Source organism: Providencia sp. wls1916, from assembly GCF_009706585.1.
GTDB classification, from domain to species: Bacteria; Pseudomonadota; Gammaproteobacteria; order Enterobacterales; family Enterobacteriaceae; genus Providencia; species Providencia lanzhouensis.
On sequence record NZ_WLUL01000011.1, the window covers coordinates 110,671 to 131,076 of the forward strand.

15 protein-coding genes and 1 pseudogene are annotated in these 20,406 nt (G+C 42.2%); 12 read left to right on the top strand and 4 right to left on the bottom strand.

Annotated features, from left to right (window positions below):
* Positions 1-12 precede the first annotated feature (12 nt).
* Together ppdD and ampD are read right to left on the bottom strand one after the other, a co-directional pair.
* On the bottom strand, positions 13-438 hold the full coding sequence (ppdD, locus tag GKR61_RS07310; protein ID WP_154639695.1) for a prepilin peptidase-dependent pilin: 426 nt from the start codon (positions 436-438) through the stop codon (positions 13-15).
* A gap of 295 nt (positions 439-733) precedes the next feature.
* Complete coding sequence (gene ampD / locus GKR61_RS07315; RefSeq protein ID WP_036951244.1) at positions 734-1,270, bottom strand: 1,6-anhydro-N-acetylmuramyl-L-alanine amidase AmpD; 537 nt, start codon at positions 1,268-1,270, stop codon at positions 734-736.
* A gap of 101 nt (positions 1,271-1,371) precedes the next feature.
* Here ampD and nadC point away from each other — a divergent pair, with 101 nt between their 5' ends.
* From nadC to acnB, 6 genes are all read left to right on the top strand, one after another.
* Entirely contained in the window at positions 1,372-2,274 is a 903-nt protein-coding gene (nadC, locus tag GKR61_RS07320; protein WP_036951178.1) for a carboxylating nicotinate-nucleotide diphosphorylase, read from the top strand.
* A 599-nt stretch (positions 2,275-2,873) separates the two neighbouring features.
* On the top strand, positions 2,874-3,656 hold the full coding sequence (gene pdhR, locus GKR61_RS07325) for a pyruvate dehydrogenase complex transcriptional repressor PdhR (RefSeq protein WP_036951176.1): 783 nt from the start codon (positions 2,874-2,876) through the stop codon (positions 3,654-3,656).
* Between the two features lie 189 nt (positions 3,657-3,845).
* Entirely contained in the window at positions 3,846-6,512 is a 2,667-nt protein-coding gene (aceE, locus tag GKR61_RS07330) for a pyruvate dehydrogenase (acetyl-transferring), homodimeric type (protein ID WP_036951175.1), read from the top strand.
* A gap of 13 nt (positions 6,513-6,525) precedes the next feature.
* On the top strand, positions 6,526-8,391 hold the full coding sequence (aceF, locus tag GKR61_RS07335) for a pyruvate dehydrogenase complex dihydrolipoyllysine-residue acetyltransferase (protein WP_154600043.1): 1,866 nt from the start codon (positions 6,526-6,528) through the stop codon (positions 8,389-8,391).
* Positions 8,392-8,596: 205 nt separating this feature from the next.
* A complete protein-coding gene (lpdA, locus tag GKR61_RS07340) occupies positions 8,597-10,024 on the top strand; it encodes a dihydrolipoyl dehydrogenase (protein ID WP_036951171.1) in 1,428 nt (475 codons plus the stop codon).
* A 585-nt stretch (positions 10,025-10,609) separates the two neighbouring features.
* Positions 10,610-13,207 (top strand): bifunctional aconitate hydratase 2/2-methylisocitrate dehydratase, encoded by a 2,598-nt coding sequence (acnB, locus tag GKR61_RS07345; protein WP_036951167.1) that lies wholly within the window; start codon positions 10,610-10,612, stop codon positions 13,205-13,207.
* A 110-nt stretch (positions 13,208-13,317) separates the two neighbouring features.
* Here the strand turns inward: acnB and GKR61_RS07350 are convergent, their stop codons facing one another.
* The gene (locus GKR61_RS07350) at positions 13,318-13,695 is read right to left on the bottom strand and encodes a VOC family protein (protein WP_154600042.1); all 378 of its coding nucleotides are present in this window, start codon (positions 13,693-13,695) and stop codon (positions 13,318-13,320) included.
* Positions 13,696-13,870: 175 nt separating this feature from the next.
* Here GKR61_RS07350 and GKR61_RS07355 point away from each other — a divergent pair, with 175 nt between their 5' ends.
* The 4 genes and pseudogenes from GKR61_RS07355 to GKR61_RS07370 all read left to right on the top strand — a co-directional run bounded on the left by GKR61_RS07355 (position 13,871) and on the right by GKR61_RS07370 (position 16,939).
* Positions 13,871-14,236 (top strand): YacL family protein, encoded by a 366-nt coding sequence (locus GKR61_RS07355; RefSeq protein WP_036951163.1) that lies wholly within the window; start codon positions 13,871-13,873, stop codon positions 14,234-14,236.
* A gap of 152 nt (positions 14,237-14,388) precedes the next feature.
* A complete protein-coding gene (gene mscS, locus GKR61_RS07360; protein ID WP_036951161.1) occupies positions 14,389-15,261 on the top strand; it encodes a small-conductance mechanosensitive channel MscS in 873 nt (290 codons plus the stop codon).
* Between the two features lie 217 nt (positions 15,262-15,478).
* Positions 15,479-16,095, top strand: a pseudogene (argO, locus tag GKR61_RS07365) (arginine exporter ArgO).
* Positions 16,096-16,210: 115 nt separating this feature from the next.
* Positions 16,211-16,939 (top strand): oxidative stress defense protein, encoded by a 729-nt coding sequence (locus GKR61_RS07370; protein ID WP_272537316.1) that lies wholly within the window; start codon positions 16,211-16,213, stop codon positions 16,937-16,939.
* Here GKR61_RS07370 and GKR61_RS07375 read toward each other — a convergent pair.
* Entirely contained in the window at positions 16,929-17,849 is a 921-nt protein-coding gene (locus GKR61_RS07375; RefSeq protein WP_036951157.1) for a LysR family transcriptional regulator ArgP, read from the bottom strand. The two genes, GKR61_RS07370 and GKR61_RS07375, sit on opposite strands and share 11 nt — an antisense overlap.
* Positions 17,850-18,046: 197 nt before the next feature.
* Here GKR61_RS07375 and rpiA point away from each other — a divergent pair, with 197 nt between their 5' ends.
* A complete protein-coding gene (gene rpiA / locus GKR61_RS07380) occupies positions 18,047-18,706 on the top strand; it encodes a ribose-5-phosphate isomerase RpiA (RefSeq protein WP_154639696.1) in 660 nt (219 codons plus the stop codon).
* 446 nt (positions 18,707-19,152) lie between these two features.
* Positions 19,153-20,403, top strand: a complete 1,251-nt coding sequence (gene serA, locus GKR61_RS07385) for a phosphoglycerate dehydrogenase (RefSeq protein ID WP_036951154.1) — start codon at positions 19,153-19,155, stop codon at positions 20,401-20,403.
* The last annotated feature ends 3 nt before the right edge of the window (positions 20,404-20,406 follow it).

The following is a 20,406-nucleotide window of genomic DNA, read 5'->3' on the forward strand; positions in this document are numbered from 1 at the left end:
TTAATCCCTTAATTAGAAGCTCAGTGTTTTTTCACAAAGTTTTTTTAGATCCGCATTAGTATCAGCTTGGCAACTGATACTCCATGAAAATGGCGATGTGGCTGTTGAGCTGGTAGGTGTCAATATACCCGTAAGGCCTGTTAAGGTTTTGTCTCCAACAAAGGTAATGACACCAGCTTTTGCATCAATCTGTTTTAGATACTTTCCTTTTATATTGCTCGGTATATCTTCTTTTCCTGAATTACATTTGGCTAAAAGACCTTGGTTAAAGCTGTACAGCTCTACGCTGTTTTTATAAGGCAAGATAGTTTGTAGTACATCGGTCATGGCTGCTTTTTGCATATAGCTTTGATAGCCCGGTATAGCAACGGCACTGAGTATTGAAATTATTGCGATAACAACCATTATTTCGATTAAGGAAAATCCTTTCTGATCCATAAGTAAAACCTCTCTGATAGTGTGAGGTTCCATCATAAAAGACATTTTTAGTGAAAATACGAATTGAAAATTCAGGTTACGAGTGGCTTTGTAAAGTGATCTTGCAAATGGTGGGTTGTCTCATTTTATTTCGAGCGCTCTCGCAAAAATATATCAAGAATATTTTTTCTAATAAAAATGAGTTTGTCAGATTGATATAAATAGAGGCACATCAGAAAGAGAGGCTAATGGGGTGGTTACCCTCATTAGCTAAGATAATAGATGGATAATTCATAAAATTATCAATTGGCAAAGCTTAGAGTGCGTTTTTATAGTGCTGCCAATCAAAGTAAGGACCTGGGTCAGTTTTTCGATGGGGAGCAATATCGCTATGACCTGTAATATTCTGTTTGATCTGAGGGAATTCAGTTATCAGTAACTTAGTGAGCTTGGCCAACGTTATATATTGAGCTTCGGTGAAAGCTTGATAATCCGTACCTTCAAGTTCAATACCAATAGAAAAGTCGTTACATTTTTCTCTCCCTTGATAATTAGATTGCCCTGCATGCCATGCGCGCTTGTTGAAAGGAACATATTGAATAATCTCTCCATCACGACGGATGAGGCAATGGGCTGAAACACGTAGATGTTTAATTTCTTCAAAAAAAGGGTGTTCTTCGGGATTTAAAGTACCGGTAAATAGTTGGTTAATATATGGACCACCAAACTGCCCTGGTGGAAGGCTGATATTATGAATGACGAGAAGTGAAGGTTCTTCGTCCTCTGGGCGGTCATCATGATGTGGGGAAGGGATATGAGTCACATTATTTAGCCAACCATCATGTATTTTCATATCAGTATCCATAGTATGCTCTTTTCTTTTTTGTAAGTACCCGTAATTAAGAAAGATTAGCATAGTTGAGATCCATACGGGTGCATATTTTGGAGTAAATAATGACTACACGACGCTATGATGAACAAGAAAGACGCAAACTGTTAATGGCAAGATTGATTACCGATATTCCTTTTATGGTCAGTGTTGCTTTAAAAGAAGATCTCGGTCAGATCGTTGATTATAAAAGGGATGTTACAGGGCAGCTATTAAATGAAGATTCCCAAGCTACAGCTCGAATTATTACTCGTGAAGAGGGGGTTTTTTGCGGGCAAAAATGGCTAGAAGAAGTTTTTTACCAACTCGGTAATAAAGTTAAGGTGAATTGGAAGGTTCAAGATGGCGATAAGGTTTCACCAAACCAAGTATTATGCGAGATGAGAGGACCTTCTCAAATTCTACTCACTGGTGAAAGAACAGCGTTGAATTTTGTACAAACTCTATCTTCGGTTTCCACTGTGACTGCAAAGTATGTGGCTTTTCTTGAAGGTACTCGAACTAAGTTATTAGATACTCGCAAAACTATCCCTGGTTTGCGGAGCGCATTAAAGTATGCAGTGCTCATGGGGGGCGGATATAATCACCGATTAGGTTTGTCTGATGCTTATCTAATCAAAGAAAATCATATTATTTCGGCAGGTTCTGTTTCCCAAGCAGTATCGCTTGCTCGCCAAGCACACCCAGATGTTCCTATCGAAGTAGAGGTCGAAAATCTAGAAGAGCTGCTACAAGCTCTCAAAGCTCAAGCGGATATTATTATGCTTGATAACTTTACGACTGACATGATGAAAGATGCCGTTGTTCTCACGGATGGCAAGGCTGCTTTAGAAGTATCAGGAAATGTGACAGATAAAACGATTAGAGAGTTTGCATTGACAGGTATTGATTTCATCTCAGTAGGCGCATTGACGAAACACATTCAGGCATTAGATCTCTCAATGCGATTCATTGAACCTGAAAGCTAGTCTGAGCTAATTTAGGCTGCTAGACCGAGAGGCTACAAAGATAAGGGGGATAGATTATACATCTCCCCCCTAAAAATGAATGACTATATAGATAGCGATTATATTTTGAACACTCTTTCATGATTATTGAATTGCACTGAATATTTACGGAATACTTTTTTACCATTGGTATGAAGTTTTCATTTGATTGATTGCGTAAGTGTATTTTTGTTAATTATGAATTTAACAAATTATTAACCATGTTCAGGGCATTTTTTTGTAAAAATGTACGCAATGTTTACTTTTTGGGTGGTTATTCAATTATTGTGATTTTTTATTCTAAAATTGGTAAGCTGTAACGGTTCAGTTTTGGTTTCATTGGCATAAAAAGTCATATTTTTTGTTAAATTTGTGTGTTGTTTAATCAAGGCTTGGTTATTAATTAATGCTTTTTTTAAAATAAACCGTTAAAACTTGCAGGATTTTATGATTTAGCTCAAGGTCTTTATGGACAGATAGTGAATACTTTGTTACTTTATTAAGCCATAAAATAATTGGTATGACCAATTAACACTGGGTACTAGATAATCAATAATTACTCACTATAAAAATGGCAGATTATGACTTACGGTAAAATTCGCCAACCAAAGTTATCAGATGTAATCGAGCAGCGGCTTGAGCATCTCATATTCGAGGGGACTTTACGCCCCGGCGAAAAGCTGCCTCCTGAACGTGAACTTGCTAAGCAATTTGATGTCTCAAGACCATCAGTGCGTGAAGCTATTCAAACCTTAGAGGCCAAAGGTCTTCTATCTCGTCGTCAAGGTGGTGGCACATTTGTACAAAAACAGATGTGGCAAAGTTTTAGTGACCCATTGACCGAATTACTTGCTGGTAACCCAGAATCTCAATTAGATCTTCTTGAAACGCGCCATGCATTAGAAGGCATTGCTGCTTACTATGCGGCATTACGTGGTACGGAAGAAGATTTAGAGCGTATTCGCCAAAGCTATGAATTGATTAAATCAGCTCAGAAAAGTGGTGATCTTAACGCGGAATCAGATGCGGTATTACAGTATCAACTGATTGTAACGGAAGCTGCTCATAATGTAGTGCTGTTACATTTGCTACGCTGCATGATCCCTATGTTAGAGCAAAATATCCGCCAGAATTTTGAGTTCCTATATACCCGAAAAGAGATGTACAACGCAGTAAGCGAGCATAGAGAACAGATTTTTTCTGCTATTGTCGCAAGGGAACCGGAGAAAGCGAGAGAAGCGTCTCATCGACATCTTGCTTTTATTGAAGATTTGCTGCTGGACATTGGCCGTGAGCAAACTCGCCGAGAGCGTTCATTACGTCGCTTACAGCAACATCCAGATCTAGATCAGCTTCAAAGCTAGACCAGATTTAAAATTGGTAGTGTAGATCCTGACTGCTGCGTCTACATTACTGTGAGTACTCTTAATTAGAGATAAAGCGGCAACTACATTAGGGCCTATCTTCCTGCTGTTTTCATTAACATGAAGAAAATGGCAGGAAGATAGGCTCCACATAACCATATAAAATAGATAACAGATAAGGAATACACCATGTCAGATATGTTAAAAAATGACGTGGATCCGATTGAAACTCGCGACTGGCTACAGGCGATTGAATCGGTCATCCGTGAAGAAGGTGTTGATCGTGCACAGTTTATTATCGAACAGGTATTAAGCGAAGCACGTAAAGGCGGTGTTAACATTGCCGCTGGTGCATCTGGTAGTTCTGATTATATCAACACAATTGCTGTTGAAGATGAACCTGCATACCCTGGTAACATGGATTTAGAACGCCGTATCCGTTCTGCAATTCGCTGGAACGCTGTAATGACCGTTCTGCGTGCATCTAAAAAGGATTTAGAACTGGGTGGTCATATGGCATCATTCCAGTCTTCCGCAACTTTATATGAAGTTTGCTTCAACCACTTCTTCCGTGCTCATAACAATAATGACGGTGGTGATTTAGTCTTCTTCCAAGGCCATATCTCCCCTGGTATCTATGCGCGTGCATTCTTAGAAGGCCGCTTAACTGAAGAACAGATGAATAACTTCCGTCAAGAAATTGGTGGGAATGGTCTGTCTTCTTATCCGCACCCTAAATTAATGCCTGACTTCTGGCAGTTCCCAACCGTATCGATGGGGCTGGGGCCAATCAATGCTATCTACCAAGCTAAATTCTTAAAATATTTGGATAACCGCGGTCTGAAAGATACTTCAGCACAGCGTGTTTATGCGTTCTTAGGTGATGGTGAGATGGATGAGCCAGAATCTAAAGGTGCGATTACTATCGCAACTCGCGATAAGTTAGATAACTTAGTCTTCGTTATTAACTGTAACCTGCAACGTCTTGATGGCCCAGTAACAGGTAACGGTAAAATCGTTAACGAATTAGAAGGCATCTTCAGTGGTGCTGGCTGGCAAGTTATCAAAGTTATGTGGGGCGACCGTTGGGATGAACTGCTGCGTAAAGATACAACCGGCAAACTGGTTCAATTGATGAACGAAACCCTTGACGGTGACTATCAAACATTTAAATCACGCGATGGTGCATACGTACGTGAACACTTCTTCAACCGTTATCCAGAAACGGCTGCATTAGTGAAAGATATGACTGATGACGAAATTTGGGCGCTGAACCGTGGTGGTCACGATCCGAAGAAAGTATATGCAGCATTTAAAAAAGCACAAGAAACCAAGGGCAAACCAACTGTTATTTTAGCTCAAACCATCAAAGGCTATGGTATGGGTGAAACAGCAGAAGGTAAAAACATTGCTCACCAAGTTAAGAAAATGAACATGGACGGCGTTCGCCACTTCCGTGATCAGTTCAATGTGCCAGTTGCTGATGATCAAATCGAAAAACTGCCATTAATCACTTTCGATAAAGATTCTGAAGAATACAAATATCTGCACGAACGTCGCCAAGCTCTGGGTGGTTACTTACCAGCTCGTCGCGCTAAATTTGATGAAAAACTGGAAATTCCAGCTCTGTCAGATTTTAGTCAATTACTGGAAGAACAATCTAAAGAGATTTCAACAACAATTGCATTCGTTCGCGCACTGAATGTCATGTTGAAAAACAACTCAATCAAAGAGCGTTTAGTACCAATTATCGCTGACGAAGCACGTACTTTCGGTATGGAAGGTCTATTCCGTCAAATTGGTATCTATAGCCCGAAAGGTCAGCAATATACACCGCAAGATCGTGAGCAAGTTGCTTACTATAAAGAAGACTCTAAAGGTCAGATCCTGCAAGAAGGTATCAACGAACTGGGCGCAGGTTCTTCATGGTTAGCGGCTGCAACATCATACAGCACTAACAACCTGCCTATGATCCCATTCTATATCTACTACTCTATGTTTGGTTTCCAACGTATTGGTGACTTAATGTGGGCAGCAGGTGACCAACAAGCTCGTGGCTTCCTGATTGGTGGTACTTCTGGTCGTACAACACTAAACGGTGAAGGCTTACAGCACGAAGATGGTCATAGCCATATTCAATCACTGACTATCCCTAACTGTATTTCTTATGACCCAGCTTACGCTTACGAAGTTGCGGTTATCATGCAAGACGGTTTAGAGCGTATGTATGGTGAGAAACAAGAGAACGTGTACTATTACATCACGACTCTGAACGAAAACTATCACATGCACGCAATGCCGGAAGGCGTTGAAGAAGGTATCCGTAAAGGTATCTATAAACTGGCTTCAGTTGAAGGCAGCAAAGGTAAAGTGCAGTTATTAGGTTCTGGTTCTATGATGCGCCACGTTCGTGAAGCTGCCGATATCTTGGCTGCGGAATACGGAATTGGTTCTGACGTATACAGCGTAACCTCATTCACTGAATTGGCGCGTGATGGTCAAGACTGTGAGCGTTGGAACATGCTGCACCCATCAGCAACGCCACGTGTACCTTATGTAGCGCAAGTTATGAATGATGCACCAGCTGTTGCATCGACTGACTACATGAAACTGTTTGCTGAGCAAATCCGTACTTATGTTCCAGCCAGTGAGTACCGTGTATTAGGTACTGACGGTTTCGGTCGTTCTGATAGCCGTGAGAACCTACGTCACCACTTCGAAGTGGATACAACGTATGTCATCGTTGCAGCGTTAGGTGAATTGGCTAAACGTGGTGAGATTGATGTTAAAGTCGTTGAAGAAGCGATTAAAAAATACAACATCAACCCAGATAAAGTTAACCCACGTTTGGCATAAGAGGTAATAATCAATGTCTATTGAAATCCAAGTGCCAGATATCGGTGCTGATGAAGTTGAAGTCACCGAAGTAATGGTAAAAGTTGGTGATAAAGTAGAAGCAGAGCAATCGCTCATCACTGTTGAAGGTGATAAAGCTTCTATGGAAGTCCCATCTCCACAAGCGGGTGTGGTTAAAGAGATTAAAATTGCAGTGGGTGACAAAGTTACTACTGGTAAATTAATCATGATTTTTGATTCAGCAGAAGGTGCATCTGCACCAGCAGCAGCGCCTGCGGCTCCAGTGGCGGCACCAGCTGCTCCTGCTACTGCAGCACTGAAAGAAGTTGCTGTACCAGACATCGGTGGTGATGAAGTTGAAGTCACTGAGATCATGGTTAAAGTAGGTGATGCAATCACGGCTGAACAATCTCTGATTACCGTTGAAGGCGATAAAGCGTCAATGGAAGTACCGGCACCATTCGCAGGTACAGTTAAAGAGATTAAGATTGCGACTGGCGATAAGGTGAAAACTGGCTCGCTGATCATGGTATTCGAAGTTGCAGGCGCAGCGCCTGCGGCAGTGGTTTCTGCTCCAGCAGCATCCGCTGTGGCACCAGCAGCAGCGGCAATCAAAGACGTTAACGTACCAGATATCGGTGGTGATGAAGTTGAAGTTACCGAAGTAATGGTAAAAGTTGGCGACACCGTAACTGCTGAACAATCTTTAATCACCGTTGAAGGCGACAAAGCATCAATGGAAGTACCGGCACCATTCGCAGGTACAGTTAAAGAGATTAAGATTGCGACTGGCGATAAAGTCAAAACTGGCTCCCTGATTATGACTTTTGAAGTTGCGGGTGCAGCACCTGCACCTACAGCAGCTCCTGCTTCTGCACCAGTTGCAGCTCCAGCAGCCGCGCCAGTAGCCTCTGCGCCAGCTAAAGCAGCTGATAGCAAAAATGAATTTGTTGAGAACGATGCGTATATTCACGCAACACCAGTAATTCGTCGTTTAGCTCGCGAATTTGGCGTGAACTTAGCGAAAGTGAAAGGTACAGGCCGTAAAGGTCGTATCTTACGTGAAGACGTTCAAGCTTACGTTAAAGATGCAATTAAACGTGCAGAAGCACCAGCAGCAGCTGGCGGTGGTTTACCGGGTATGCTTCCATGGCCGAAAATTGATTACAGCAAATTTGGTGAAGTTGAAGAAGTTGAGCTGGGTCGCATCCAGAAAATTTCTGGCGCTAACCTGAGCCGTAACTGGGTCATGATCCCGCACGTAACTCTGATGGAAGAAGTGGATACCACTGAAGTTGAAGAGTTCCGTAAACAGCAGAACAAAGAAGCTGAGAAGAAAAAACTGGATGTGAAAATCACGCCACTGGTCTTCGTGATGAAAGCAGTTGCTCGTGCTTTGGAAGAAATGCCACGCTTCAACAGCTCTATTTCAGAAGATGCACAGCGTCTGTTCCTGAAAAAATATATCAACATCGGTATCGCTGTAGATACACCAAATGGCTTAGTTGTTCCTGTTTTCAAAGATGTGAACAAAAAAGGCATTATGGAGTTATCTCGTGAGCTGGGTGAAGTGTCTAAGAAAGCACGTGCAGGCAAACTGACCGCCGCTGACATGCAAGGTGGTTGCTTCACTATTTCTAGCTTAGGTGGTATCGGAACTACCGGTTTTGCACCGATTGTGAATGCACCAGAAGTGGCAATTATGGGTCTATCTCGCTCTTCTATCAAACCAGTTTGGAATGGTAGCGAGTTTGTTCCACGCCTAATGCTGCCTATGTCTCTGTCATTTGACCACCGTGTGATTGATGGTGCTGATGGTGCGCGCTTCATCACTTTAGTTGGACAACTGATGAGCGATATTCGCCGCCTGGTAATGTAACTAATAAGACCGGTCAATTGACCGGTCTGTTTTATTTAGGCTGGGGCAGAGTTTTTCGCTGTTGCAACGAAAGGTTGGGAGTTACGTCACGTATTCAGCCTTTTCAGGATGTTAACAATTCTGTAAACTGCTTGCGGTGTGTACTTTACCAGTGGAAAATTCGTTTATTCGGCGGCCCCGCTGGACAAAACAAAAAGAGGTCATGATGAGTACTGAAATTAAAGCCCAAGTCGTTGTGCTTGGTGCAGGCCCAGCAGGTTATTCTGCGGCATTCCGTTGCGCTGACTTAGGTTTAGAAACTGTTTTGGTAGAACGTTACTCAACTCTTGGTGGAGTTTGTTTAAACGTTGGTTGTATCCCTTCTAAAGCATTACTGCACGTTGCTAAAGTTATCGAAGAAGCTAAAGCATTAGCTGAACATGGTATCGTATTTGGCGAGCCAAAAACTGACATTTCCAAAGTTCGTCTGTGGAAAGAAAAAGTGATTACTCAATTGACTGGCGGCTTAGCGGGTATGGCGAAAGGCCGTAAAGTTAACGTAGTTAACGGTCTGGGTAAATTTACTGGTGCGAATACACTGGTTGTTGAAGGCGAAAACGGCAGCACCACTATCAACTTTGATAATGCGATCATTGCTGCGGGTTCACGTCCAATTCAGTTACCATTTATTCCTCATGAAGATCCACGTATTTGGGATTCAACAGATGCATTAGAACTGCAAGAAGTTCCAGAGCGTCTACTGGTAATGGGTGGTGGTATCATCGGTCTTGAGATGGGTACTGTATACCATGCACTGGGTTCACAAATTGATGTGGTTGAAATGTTTGACCAAGTTATCCCAGCTGCGGATAAAGACGTGGTTAAAGTATTCACTAAGCAAATCAGCAAGAAATTCAACTTACTGTTAGAAACTAAAGTGACTGCTGTTGAAGCGAAAGAGGATGGTATCTACGTTTCAATGGAAGGTAAAAAAGCACCGGCTGAACCACAACGTTATGACGCTGTGTTAGTTGCTATCGGTCGCGTACCTAACGGTAAGAACTTAGACGCAGGTAAAGCTGGCGTTGAAGTTGATGATCGTGGTTTCATCCATGTTGATAAACAAATGCGTACAAACGTACCGCACATCTTTGCTATCGGTGACATCGTTGGTCAACCAATGCTGGCTCACAAAGGTGTTCACGAAGGTCACGTTGCAGCAGAAGTTATCTCTGGTCTGAAACACTACTTCGATCCTAAAGTGATTCCATCAATCGCTTATACTGAGCCAGAAGTTGCTTGGGTTGGTTTAACTGAGAAAGAAGCGAAAGAGAAAAACATCAGCTACGAAACAGCAACATTCCCATGGGCTGCATCAGGTCGTGCAATCGCATCTGACTGCTCTGAAGGTATGACTAAGCTGATTTTTGACAAGCAATCTAACCGTATTATCGGTGGTGCGGTTGTTGGTGTTAACGGTGGTGAATTACTGGGCGAAATCGGTCTGGCAATCGAAATGGGCTGTGATGCTGAAGATTTAGCATTAACCATCCATGCTCACCCGACACTGTATGAATCAATTGGTATGGCGGCAGAGATCTACGAAGGTAGCATTACTGACTTACCAAACGCTAAAGCGAAAAAGAAAAAATAATTTTCTTTTTTAGCAAAAAATAAGCGAATTGAAGACCAAAGCAGAAATGTTTTGGTCTTTTTTATTTCAATGAAGAAAACGATATCAATTTATATTTTCCTTAATTATCTTATCCTAAACCTGCATTGCTCCAACGCCAATAAACCCCATAAAATCCGTTAAAAAATTTTAAACCAATCGCAATGATTTGCCTTATCAATTAGTCAGATAAGTAAAAATGAGTTATTAAATATAATTTGTGATAAGGGATGAAAAAAGTCACTAATTAGAGTGCTTTCAGCCATGAAATGGATTATAAAAAGTAGGGTCTTAATGGATGTTTATAATGGATTATGATGTTTCAAGCTTAAAAATTGCCCTATAAAGTTTGTTAATGGGTTAAGTTAGCAGAAGAATGTTACTTTCTTGTGAATGAATTAACATTACGTTTAAATTCTGCTATGCTGATTGCCCGAAGCTGGACATAATTTTATCGCCATTGAGATTATGTGAGCAAATTCCTCTGACCTGGCACCGGATGATAATTTTTTTCAGGATGGTGCAGACAGCCGGGTATATAAATAACAAAGAAGCGAGGAGAACGTCGTGCTAGAAGAATACCGTAAGCACGTAGCCGAGCGTGCCGCTCAAGGGATTGTCCCTAAGCCATTAGATGCGTCACAAGTAGCTGCACTAGTCGAGTTACTGAAAAACCCACCCAAAGGTGAAGAAGATTTCTTGTTAGACCTGCTGACCAACCGTGTTCCACCGGGCGTCGATGAAGCAGCGTACGTTAAAGCTGGATTTTTAGCCGCGATCGCAAAAGGCGAAACATCCTCCCCTCTGATCTCCCCTGAAAAAGCTATTGAACTGCTTGGTACCATGCAGGGCGGATACAATATTCACGCACTAATCGAAGCTCTTGATGATGCCAAATTGGCAGCCATCGCAGCGAAAGCACTTTCCCATACTTTACTCATGTTCGATAACTTCTACGATGTCGAAGAAAAAGCGAAAGCGGGAAATGCACATGCTAAGCAAGTGATTGAATCATGGGCGAATGCCGATTGGTTCAACGAACGTCCTGAATTAGCTGAAAAAATGACAGTGACTGTATTTAAAGTGACTGGCGAAACAAACACCGATGATTTATCTCCTGCACCAGATGCATGGTCGCGCCCAGATATCCCTCTGCATGCTTTAGCAATGCTGAAAAACGCGCGTGATGGTATCGTTCCTGATGAAGCAGGTAGCGTAGGTCCAATTAAACAGATCGAAGAACTGAATAAAAAAGGTTTCCCGCTGGCTTATGTGGGTGACGTTGTCGGTACGGGTTCTTCTCGTAAATCAGCAACAAACTCTGTTTTATGGTTTATGGGCGATGATATTCCATTCGTGCCTAACAAACGTGGCGGCGGCGTGGTGCTGGGCGGTAAAATTGCCCCTATCTTCTTTAACACAATGGAAGATGCGGGTGCACTGCCAATTGAAGTGGATGTATCAAAGCTGAATATGGGCGATGTGATTGATATCTATCCATATAAAGGTGAAGTTCGTAATCACGAAACTAACGAATTGTTAGAAACATTCGAATTAAAAACGGATGTGTTAATCGACGAAGTTCGTGCTGGTGGTCGTATTCCTCTGATTATCGGTCGTGGCTTAACCACAAAAGCACGCGAAGCATTAGGTTTAGGTGCAACGGATATGTTCCGTCTTGCAAAACCTGTTGCACAAAGCAATCGTGGTTACTCATTAGCACAAAAAATGGTCGGTCGTGCATGCGGTCGCCAAGGTATTCGCCCAGGCGAATACTGTGAACCTAAAATGACGTCTGTCGGTTCTCAAGATACTACGGGTCCAATGACGCGTGATGAGCTGAAAGACTTAGCGTGTTTAGGATTCTCTGCAGATTTAGTCATGCAGTCATTCTGTCACACGGCAGCTTATCCAAAACCTGTCGATGTTACCACGCACCATACGCTGCCTGATTTTATTATGAATCGTGGTGGGGTTTCTCTACGTCCGGGCGACGGTATCATTCACTCTTGGTTAAACCGTATGCTATTGCCAGATACTGTTGGTACTGGTGGTGACTCACATACCCGTTTCCCAATTGGTATCTCATTCCCAGCAGGTTCTGGTTTAGTGGCTTTTGCCGCAGCAACCGGTGTTATGCCTCTAGATATGCCAGAATCTGTATTAGTTCGCTTCAAAGGACAAATGCAGCCGGGTATCACATTACGTGACCTTGTTCATGCTATTCCACTGTATGCGATTAAAGATGGCTTACTGACTGTTGAGAAAAAAGGTAAGAAAAACATTTTCTCTGGTCGTATTCTGGAAATTGAAGGCCTTCCTGAGCTGAAAGTTGAGCAAGCATTTGAATTAGCGGATGCATCAGCCGAGCGTTCTGCAGCGGGCTGTACTATCAAACTGGACAAAGCGCCAATCATCGAATACCTGCAATCTAACATCGTCCTATTGAAATGGATGATCGCAGAAGGTTACGGCGACCGTCGTACCATTGAGCGTCGTATCAAAGGTATGGAAAACTGGTTAGCGAACCCTGAGTTACTTGAAGGCGATGCCGATGCAGAATATGCCGCAGTGATTGAAATTGATCTTAATGAGATCAAGGAACCAATTCTGTGTGCACCAAATGACCCAGATGATGCGCGCTTACTGTCTGATGTTCAGAATGAAAAAATCGATGAAGTATTCATTGGTTCTTGCATGACTAACATTGGTCATTTCCGTGCGGCAGGTAAACTGCTGGATTCCCATAAAGGTCAATTACCAACTCGCCTGTGGGTTGCGCCACCAACCAAGATGGATGCAGCGCAATTAACTGAAGAAGGTTATTACAGCGTATTTGGTAAGAGCGGAGCGCGTATCGAAGTCCCAGGTTGTTCACTGTGTATGGGTAACCAAGCACGCGTGGCTGATGGTGCGACAGTCGTTTCTACATCGACTCGTAACTTCCCTAACCGTTTAGGTACAGGGGCGAATGTGTATCTGGCATCCGCAGAGTTAGCCGCAGTTGCTTCTCTGTTAGGTCGCTTACCAACGCCAGCTGAGTACCAACAGTTTATGAATAAAGTCGACGAGACTGCGGAAGATACATACCGCTATCTGAACTTTGACCGACTGGATCAGTACACTGAAAAAGCCGATGGTGTGATTTTCCAAACTGCTGTTTAATCAGCAGTAGATAGAATCATACTGACTTAACCCCAAGAATTGAGAATTCAATTTTTGGGGTTTTTTCTATCTTGCTTTTAGCAAAGAATACGAATATAGCTAGGTGAGCGTTAAATATATTGTGAAATTTCAATCAAATTCAAATCAGGATCTCTGATATACAAAGAGATAATCTTACCGATAGCACCAGTTCGTTGTACTGGCCCCTCTATAATTTTCACACCTTGCTGCTCAATGTGCTTTTGAACTGCTATTAGTGGCATATCACTGATAAAGCAGAGATCTAACGATCCTGGAACAGGCAAATGTGCCTTAGGTTCAAACTCTTTCCCATATTGGTGAATGTTTATCTTTTGCTGACCAAATTGCAGGGCAAAACGTTGTTCACCGAAGGTGATCACAGACATCTTTAAAATACGTTGGTAAAAATCAAGGCAGGCATCAAGATCTGTGGTGGTTAAGACTAAATGGTCTAATCGATTAATCATTAACGTTCCTATTACCGAGTTGGGTAGTGTGTATCAATCTTAATCGAATAAATATATTTATGCAGCGTAATAGTCACGACCATTAATTTTTTCTGACAGCCCGTAATAGCGCTAAGCAAACCCGCTTGACTCGCGTTATACTTAATTCAAAGACGCAAAGTGTGAGGTATTGCATATGGACTACCAATTTTTAAAGGATATTACAGGAAGTATTACCGCTAAATTTTCAATGGATCATGAAGCTATCGGTTACTGGTTAAATGAGGAAATCAAAAATGATCTCAGTTTACTGGATACCATCGCAGAAAATTATGAACTGATTAAAGGCAGTGAAAAGCAATGGGAGTTTATTGGTCACGAATACACACTTATTCTTGATGATGAGGAAGTGATGATCCGTGCGAACCAATTAGCTTTTGAGACGGATGGGTTAGAAGAAGGCATGAGTTACTATGATAATGAAAGTATTGCCTTTTGCGGTGTAAATGACTTTTTCGACATGTTGGATGACTACCGTGAGTTTGTTATCGAAAATCGATAAATAGCATTTTATTTATCGATTAATTTTATATTTTGATAATTTATAGCTATTATTTTAAGCGTGTTATTCAATTATTTACTAATAGGTTCCAAGGTTATTAATTGAATTGAGCGAGTTTTCCTAGTCTAAATTTGATCGAAAAGGATATACATATGAATACTGATGATGTTACAGGCGCATTGAATGATGCAACAAATTGGTTTGTGGCAAATCAGGATCTGCTAGTCCAGTATGTCGTCAATATCGTTTCCGCACTTGTTATTTTAATTGTGGGTTTGATGATTGCTAAATGGGTTAGCCGTGGTTTGAATCGCGTGATGACAATGAGAGGAATTGACTCCACTGTTAGCGAATTCTTATCTGCTATTGCTCGCTATACCATTGTGGCATTTACCCTAATTGCTGTGCTGGGCAAAATTGGCGTACAAACTGCCTCTGTCATCGCGGTAATGGGTGCCGCCGGTTTAGCGGTTGGTTTAGCATTACAAAATTCATTAGGTAACTTTGCTGCGGGCGTTCTGCTGGTGGTATTCAGACCATTAAAAGCGGGTGAGTTTGTTAAGATTGGTGCGATTGACGGTACAGTACAAAGCGTGCAAATTTTCTCAACTACATTGAGAACGGCAGATGACCGTATTGTGGTGATCCCAAACGGTAAAATTATTGGTGACAGCATCATTAACGTGACTCGTGAGCCGCTTCGTCGCCAAGATATTATGGTCGGTGTTGCTTACAATTCTGATATTGATGTGGTTAAAAAAGTATTGGGTGATATCGTTGCTGCTGACTCGCGCATTCTGCACGATAAAGGCGTGACTATCCGTTTAAATGAAATGGCACCATCTTCATTAAACTATTTAGTGCGTTTCTGGACAACGAATGGCGATACTTGGCCAGTTTATTGGGATTTAATGGAAAACTTTAAGCGTGCTCTTGATAAGCACAATATTGGTATTCCATTCCCGCAAATGGATGTTCATCTTCACCAAGTTAATACCAGCGCAAAAAATATTTCTGCTGAATAAGTATTAACGTATTTATCTTTAAAAATGGCGCGATCTAAAAGTTGCGCCATTTTTATTTGCACTTTGTCCTTAACTTCATCCTGACTTTTCATCATTTCGTTATTGCCAATCCTGATTAGCTCTACTTATGGTCCATTAGAGTTAATCGTTTTCACTAATAATTTTTTCTGGATATCATTCTTTGCAGATAATCTGAATAATTATTAGGAAAAATTGCATGTTTACGATTTATTTTCAGGGGGCTCTGCTTGGGGCTGCAATGATATTGCCCTGGGGCCACAAAATGCGTTTGTGTTGCAACAAGGTAGTCGCAAACAGTTTCATTTAATGAGTGCATTATTATGCGCGCTAAGTGACACGATTTTAATTATTGCTGGTGTATTTGGCGGTAGTGCGCTATTAAGCCAGTCTGAGTTATTGATGGCGTTAATTACATGGGCTGGGGTCGCTTTCCTAGCGTGGTATGGCTATGGTGCGTTTCGTACCGCCATGACCCCAGATGATGAGGTCTTACAGCTAGAAAGCAAAACGATGACACGCTGGAAAGTGATTGTGACTTTATTTGCGGTCACTTGGCTTAACCCTCATGTGTATTTAGATACGTTTGTGGTGTTAGGTAGTGTGGGTGGGCAATTAGAAAGCCAATTACGCCCATGGTTTACAGCAGGGGCCTTAACGGCTTCATTCGTGTGGTTTTTCTTATTAGCCATGTTAGCCGCTTGGTTTTCTCCTATACTGAATAAACCACGCTCTCAGCGTTTTATTAACCTGTTTGTCGGTTGTGTCATGTGGTTTATTGCATTTAAACTCGCGATGCATGGTCTGGGTTATTAATTAGCATTATTCTGAATCGCAGTTTGCGCTGAATATGATAATGTGAACCTTAATCAAAGGAAGTTTATGATGAACTTCCTTTTTCTTGTAGAGAAAAATACCATTGGGAGGTTCTGTGAAATTGAAATCTATCGTTGTTGCTGCCCTGCTGGCAGGTCTTGCGGTACCAACCATGTCATTGGCAAGCGCCGCACCAGAGGGGCCGCATATTTCGACATCAGCAAGTGGTACTGTGAAAGTGGCGCCAGATATGGCCACGCTGAGCATTAATGTGCAAGTAACCAATAAAGATGCCGCTGCTGCGAAAACCGCCGTTGATAAGCGTGTTGCTGAATACTATGAATTTCTAAAGAAAAATGGCATTGAAAAGCAAGATATTGAAGCTGCCAATGTGCGTACGCAACCAAATTATGATTATAGTTCGTCTGCGAAAGCATCCTTAAAAGGCTATACCGCGACAAGAACTGTTGAAGTGAAAGTGAGAAAACTGGATCAACTGAATGTTCTACTCGATGGTGCATTAGCGGCAGGATTGAATGAAATTAATTCAGTACAATTTGGCGTGAATGATCCGCAGAAATATCGTAATGCTGCGCGTGACCAAGCAATGAAGAATGCTCAACAGCAGGCTGAAGCGTTGGCGAAAGGGTTTAATGCCCAGTTAGGACCGATTTACAGCATTAATTACAATGCTCCATCAGATGTGCCATACCCAATGGCGATGCGTAGCCGTGGCGGTTCATTGAAAGCCGCTGCTCAAGATCTCAATGTTGATGAGACCTATGAGCAACAAAGTATTGATTTTAATGACCAAGTCGATGTGGTTTTTGAAATTAAGCGTTAATTTCAGCCGCAATTTCATCATCTTGTTTTAGCATCTGGCGTCCTGTTTTTAGCAGGGCGTCAGTCACTTTCTTCATTGTGCGGCTTTCTGGCGCAAAACGATGCCAATAAAGCATACGGCGCTGGCATAACCCCGGTGTTAAATCGATTAGTTCACCATTTTCTAATTCGCTGGCAATCTGCAAGTGTGGGATCATACAGCATGTTGAGCCCTGTTTTGCTAGCTGCACAAACGCTTCCGATGAGTTAACGATATGGCAAGGGACACTACCTGGCGATAGACCAAAGTTTTGTTGTACAAAGGCTTGGTGCATATCATCTAAGTGGTCAAAAGCCACGGCAGGTGCTTTTAGTAGCGATGCGCGAGTTACACCTTCAGGGAAATATTTAGCCGCAAAGCCAGGAGATGCCACGAAAATATAGTCCAGAGCACCCAGTTTATCGACTAAACAGCCCGGTAGCGCTTGTGGCTGAATACTGATAGCACCGACTACTTCACCGCGTCTTAAACGTTCCTGGGTACGAGTTTCATCTTCCACTTGAATATTCAAGCGAATAGGGGTGTTGCCCAGAACTGGATTCAATGCAGGTAAGAACCAGGTTGCCAAGCTATCGGCGTTGACCGCTAAGGAGAGCAATAATGGGGTAGAGCCGCTGTTTTCATCTCCAAGCCACTGTTCTTCGAGTAATTCTACTTGATGAAGCAGCGCTAGCAGTTTTTGACCTTGTTCAGTCGGATGTGGCGGAACGGTGCGCACGAGTAAAGGCTGACCAAAAAGGTTTTCTAACTGTTTGATTCGTTGAGAAACCGCAGATTGGGTGATACACAATTTTTGTGCTGCTCGTTCAAATCCGCGTTCACGAATGACGGCATCCAGTGCTTGCAAGGCGCGATAATCAGGGCGCTTCATCAAAAACTCTCCTTCTTGTTATTCTGCCAATCACTATGCCATATTTTTAGGGATAACACTTGCAAATATTCCTAAAGGGTATTTTTCATAAGAAGTAGTGCACAATCCCTAATAACAATACTGCAACTTGCTGGGTGTCCGGTATATACTATTGAGCATCTACTTAATGACTCATTATTTCAGTATAAGGCTCTCGCATGACTCAGGATGAATTAAAAAAAGCAGTAGGTTGGGCAGCATTAGAATATGTTAGACCAGGCACCATTGTTGGTGTTGGTACGGGGTCTACTGCCTCTCATTTTATTGATGCATTAGCAACAATGAAGGGGCAAATCGAAGGCGCAGTCTCTAGCTCTGAAGCATCAACGCAAAAATTAAAATCCTTGGGTATTCCCGTTTTTGACTGTAATAGCGTGGATTCATTAGATGTTTATGTTGATGGTGCTGACGAAGTTGACGGTAATATGAACATGATCAAAGGCGGTGGTGCAGCGTTAACCTGTGAAAAAATCGTGTCTGCCATTGCTAAAACATTCGTGTGTATTGTAGACCAATCTAAGCTGGTGGGCGTACTGGGCAAATTCCCTCTACCAGTGGAAGTGATCCCAATGGCGCGTAGCTATGTGGCTCGTGAGCTAGTCAAACTGGGTGGTCAGCCAGTTTACCGTGAAAACGTGGTGACGGATAACGGCAACGTTATTTTAGATGTTCACAATTTAGAAATTCTCGACCCAGTCGCATTAGAAAATAAAATCAATGGCATTGCTGGTGTCGTAACAGTCGGGTTATTTGCTAACCGTGGTGCGGATGTTGTGCTGATGGGAACGGCTGATGGCGTAAAAACCATTAAGTTGTAATTAATCAGAATGTAATGATAAGCCAGTGGCTTTTTGAGTTCACTGGCTTATTTTGTTTTTGATTAGCGTGTTTTTAACTAAATAGTTTGATGGTTAATGACTTTTGTAAATATCATCAACATGAAAATTATTTAAATTTTTTTTACCTTCCGTTATTTTGGTGATATATCTCACACAAATGCCCATTGGGTGGGCAAAATGCTTATTTTGTGTTACCGCTCTAGATTTTCCACCACATAACTTCTTTTTCATCACACTTTTTAGCAGAGTCTAAGCAATCGTTTGTATTGCTACTGCGCTGAATTTTGCTATGTTGGTATTCTCGTTTTATTTCAAGGTGCATGTGAGGGGGCTGGAGTGCCTTAATTTCATGGCGTGCATCTCGAATTATTTTGAGTTCATACGAAATTCATCGGTCAAAAATTAAGTACGATAGGGTAGGGTAAATGGTCAAGGTATCTTTGCAGAAAGACAAAATTAAATTTTTACTGCTTGAAGGTGTTCACCAAAGTGCTGTGGATAACCTCAAAGCAGCGGGTTACACCAATATCGAATATCACAAAAGTGCGCTGTCGGACGAAGAATTAAAAGAAGCGATTAAAGATGCACGTTTTGTGGGGATCCGCTCCCGTACTCATTTGACGGAAGAGATCTTTGCCGCAGCAGAAAAATTGGTGGCTGTGGGATGTTTCTGTATTGGAACCAACCAAGTTGATCTCGATGCTGCAGCGAAGCGCGGTATTCCTGTCTTTAATGCACCATTCTCCAACACCCGTTCCGTGGCGGAAATGGTATTAGGTCAGTTATTACTTCTGTTACGTCGTATTCCTGAAGCGAATATGCAAGCACACCGCGGGATCTGGGAAAAACAAGCGAAAGGCTGCTTTGAAGCTCGTGGCAAACGCTTAGGTATTGTCGGTTATGGTCATATCGGTACACAGTTAGGGATCTTAGCTGAAGGTATCGGTATGGATGTTTACTTCTATGATATCGAAAACAAATTGCCATTAGGTAACGCAACTCAAGTTCGTTCATTACCAGAATTATTAAAAATGAGCGATGTGGTGAGCTTACATGTGCCTGAAACGGCCAGCACGAAAAACATGTTTGGCGAAGTGCAGTTTGAGCAAATGAAGCAAGGTGCGATTTTCATCAACGCATCACGCGGTACTGTTGTTGATATTCCTGCATTAAGTTCAGCGTTAGAAAGCAAGAAATTATCAGGTGCAGCGGTTGACGTTTTCCCAACGGAACCAGCAGCAAACAACGATCCTAATGACCCATTCATTTCTGAGTTGATTAAATTCGATAACGTTATTCTGACTCCACATATCGGTGGTTCAACGGAAGAAGCGCAAGAAAATATTGGCTTAGAAGTGGCAAGTAAACTGGCAAAATACTCAGATAACGGTTCAACATTATCTGCGGTTAACTTCCCTGAAGTTTCGCTGCCAGTGCATATGGATGATACTAACCGTTTACTGCACATTCATGAAAACCGCCCTGGTATCATGAACAGTATCAACCAAGTGTTTACTGAAAATAACATTAACGTGGTTGGGCAATACTTGCGAACCTCGGGGAATGTGGGCTATGTGGTTATTGATGTGTTGACGCAGTCACCAAGCCAAGCGGATGAAGTATTACTGAAATTAAAATCTCTACCAGGCACCATCCGTGCTCGTCTGCTGTTCTAATCA

Coding starts and splice junctions, on each gene's coding strand:
- mscS (WP_036951161.1), top strand. CDS start 14,389: ATGAATACTGATGATGTTACAGGCGCATTGAATGATGCAACAAATTGG.
- aceE (WP_036951175.1), top strand. CDS start 3,846: ATGTCAGATATGTTAAAAAATGACGTGGATCCGATTGAAACTCGCGAC.
- GKR61_RS07375 (WP_036951157.1), bottom strand. CDS start 17,849: ATGAAGCGCCCTGATTATCGCGCCTTGCAAGCACTGGATGCCGTCATT.
- rpiA (WP_154639696.1), top strand. CDS start 18,047: ATGACTCAGGATGAATTAAAAAAAGCAGTAGGTTGGGCAGCATTAGAA.
- GKR61_RS07355 (WP_036951163.1), top strand. CDS start 13,871: ATGGACTACCAATTTTTAAAGGATATTACAGGAAGTATTACCGCTAAA.
- nadC (WP_036951178.1), top strand. CDS start 1,372: ATGACTACACGACGCTATGATGAACAAGAAAGACGCAAACTGTTAATG.
- aceF (WP_154600043.1), top strand. CDS start 6,526: ATGTCTATTGAAATCCAAGTGCCAGATATCGGTGCTGATGAAGTTGAA.
- serA (WP_036951154.1), top strand. CDS start 19,153: ATGGTCAAGGTATCTTTGCAGAAAGACAAAATTAAATTTTTACTGCTT.
- ampD (WP_036951244.1), bottom strand. CDS start 1,270: ATGAAAATACATGATGGTTGGCTAAATAATGTGACTCATATCCCTTCC.
- ppdD (WP_154639695.1), bottom strand. CDS start 438: ATGGATCAGAAAGGATTTTCCTTAATCGAAATAATGGTTGTTATCGCA.
- GKR61_RS07350 (WP_154600042.1), bottom strand. CDS start 13,695: ATGATTAATCGATTAGACCATTTAGTCTTAACCACCACAGATCTTGAT.
- pdhR (WP_036951176.1), top strand. CDS start 2,874: ATGACTTACGGTAAAATTCGCCAACCAAAGTTATCAGATGTAATCGAG.
- lpdA (WP_036951171.1), top strand. CDS start 8,597: ATGAGTACTGAAATTAAAGCCCAAGTCGTTGTGCTTGGTGCAGGCCCA.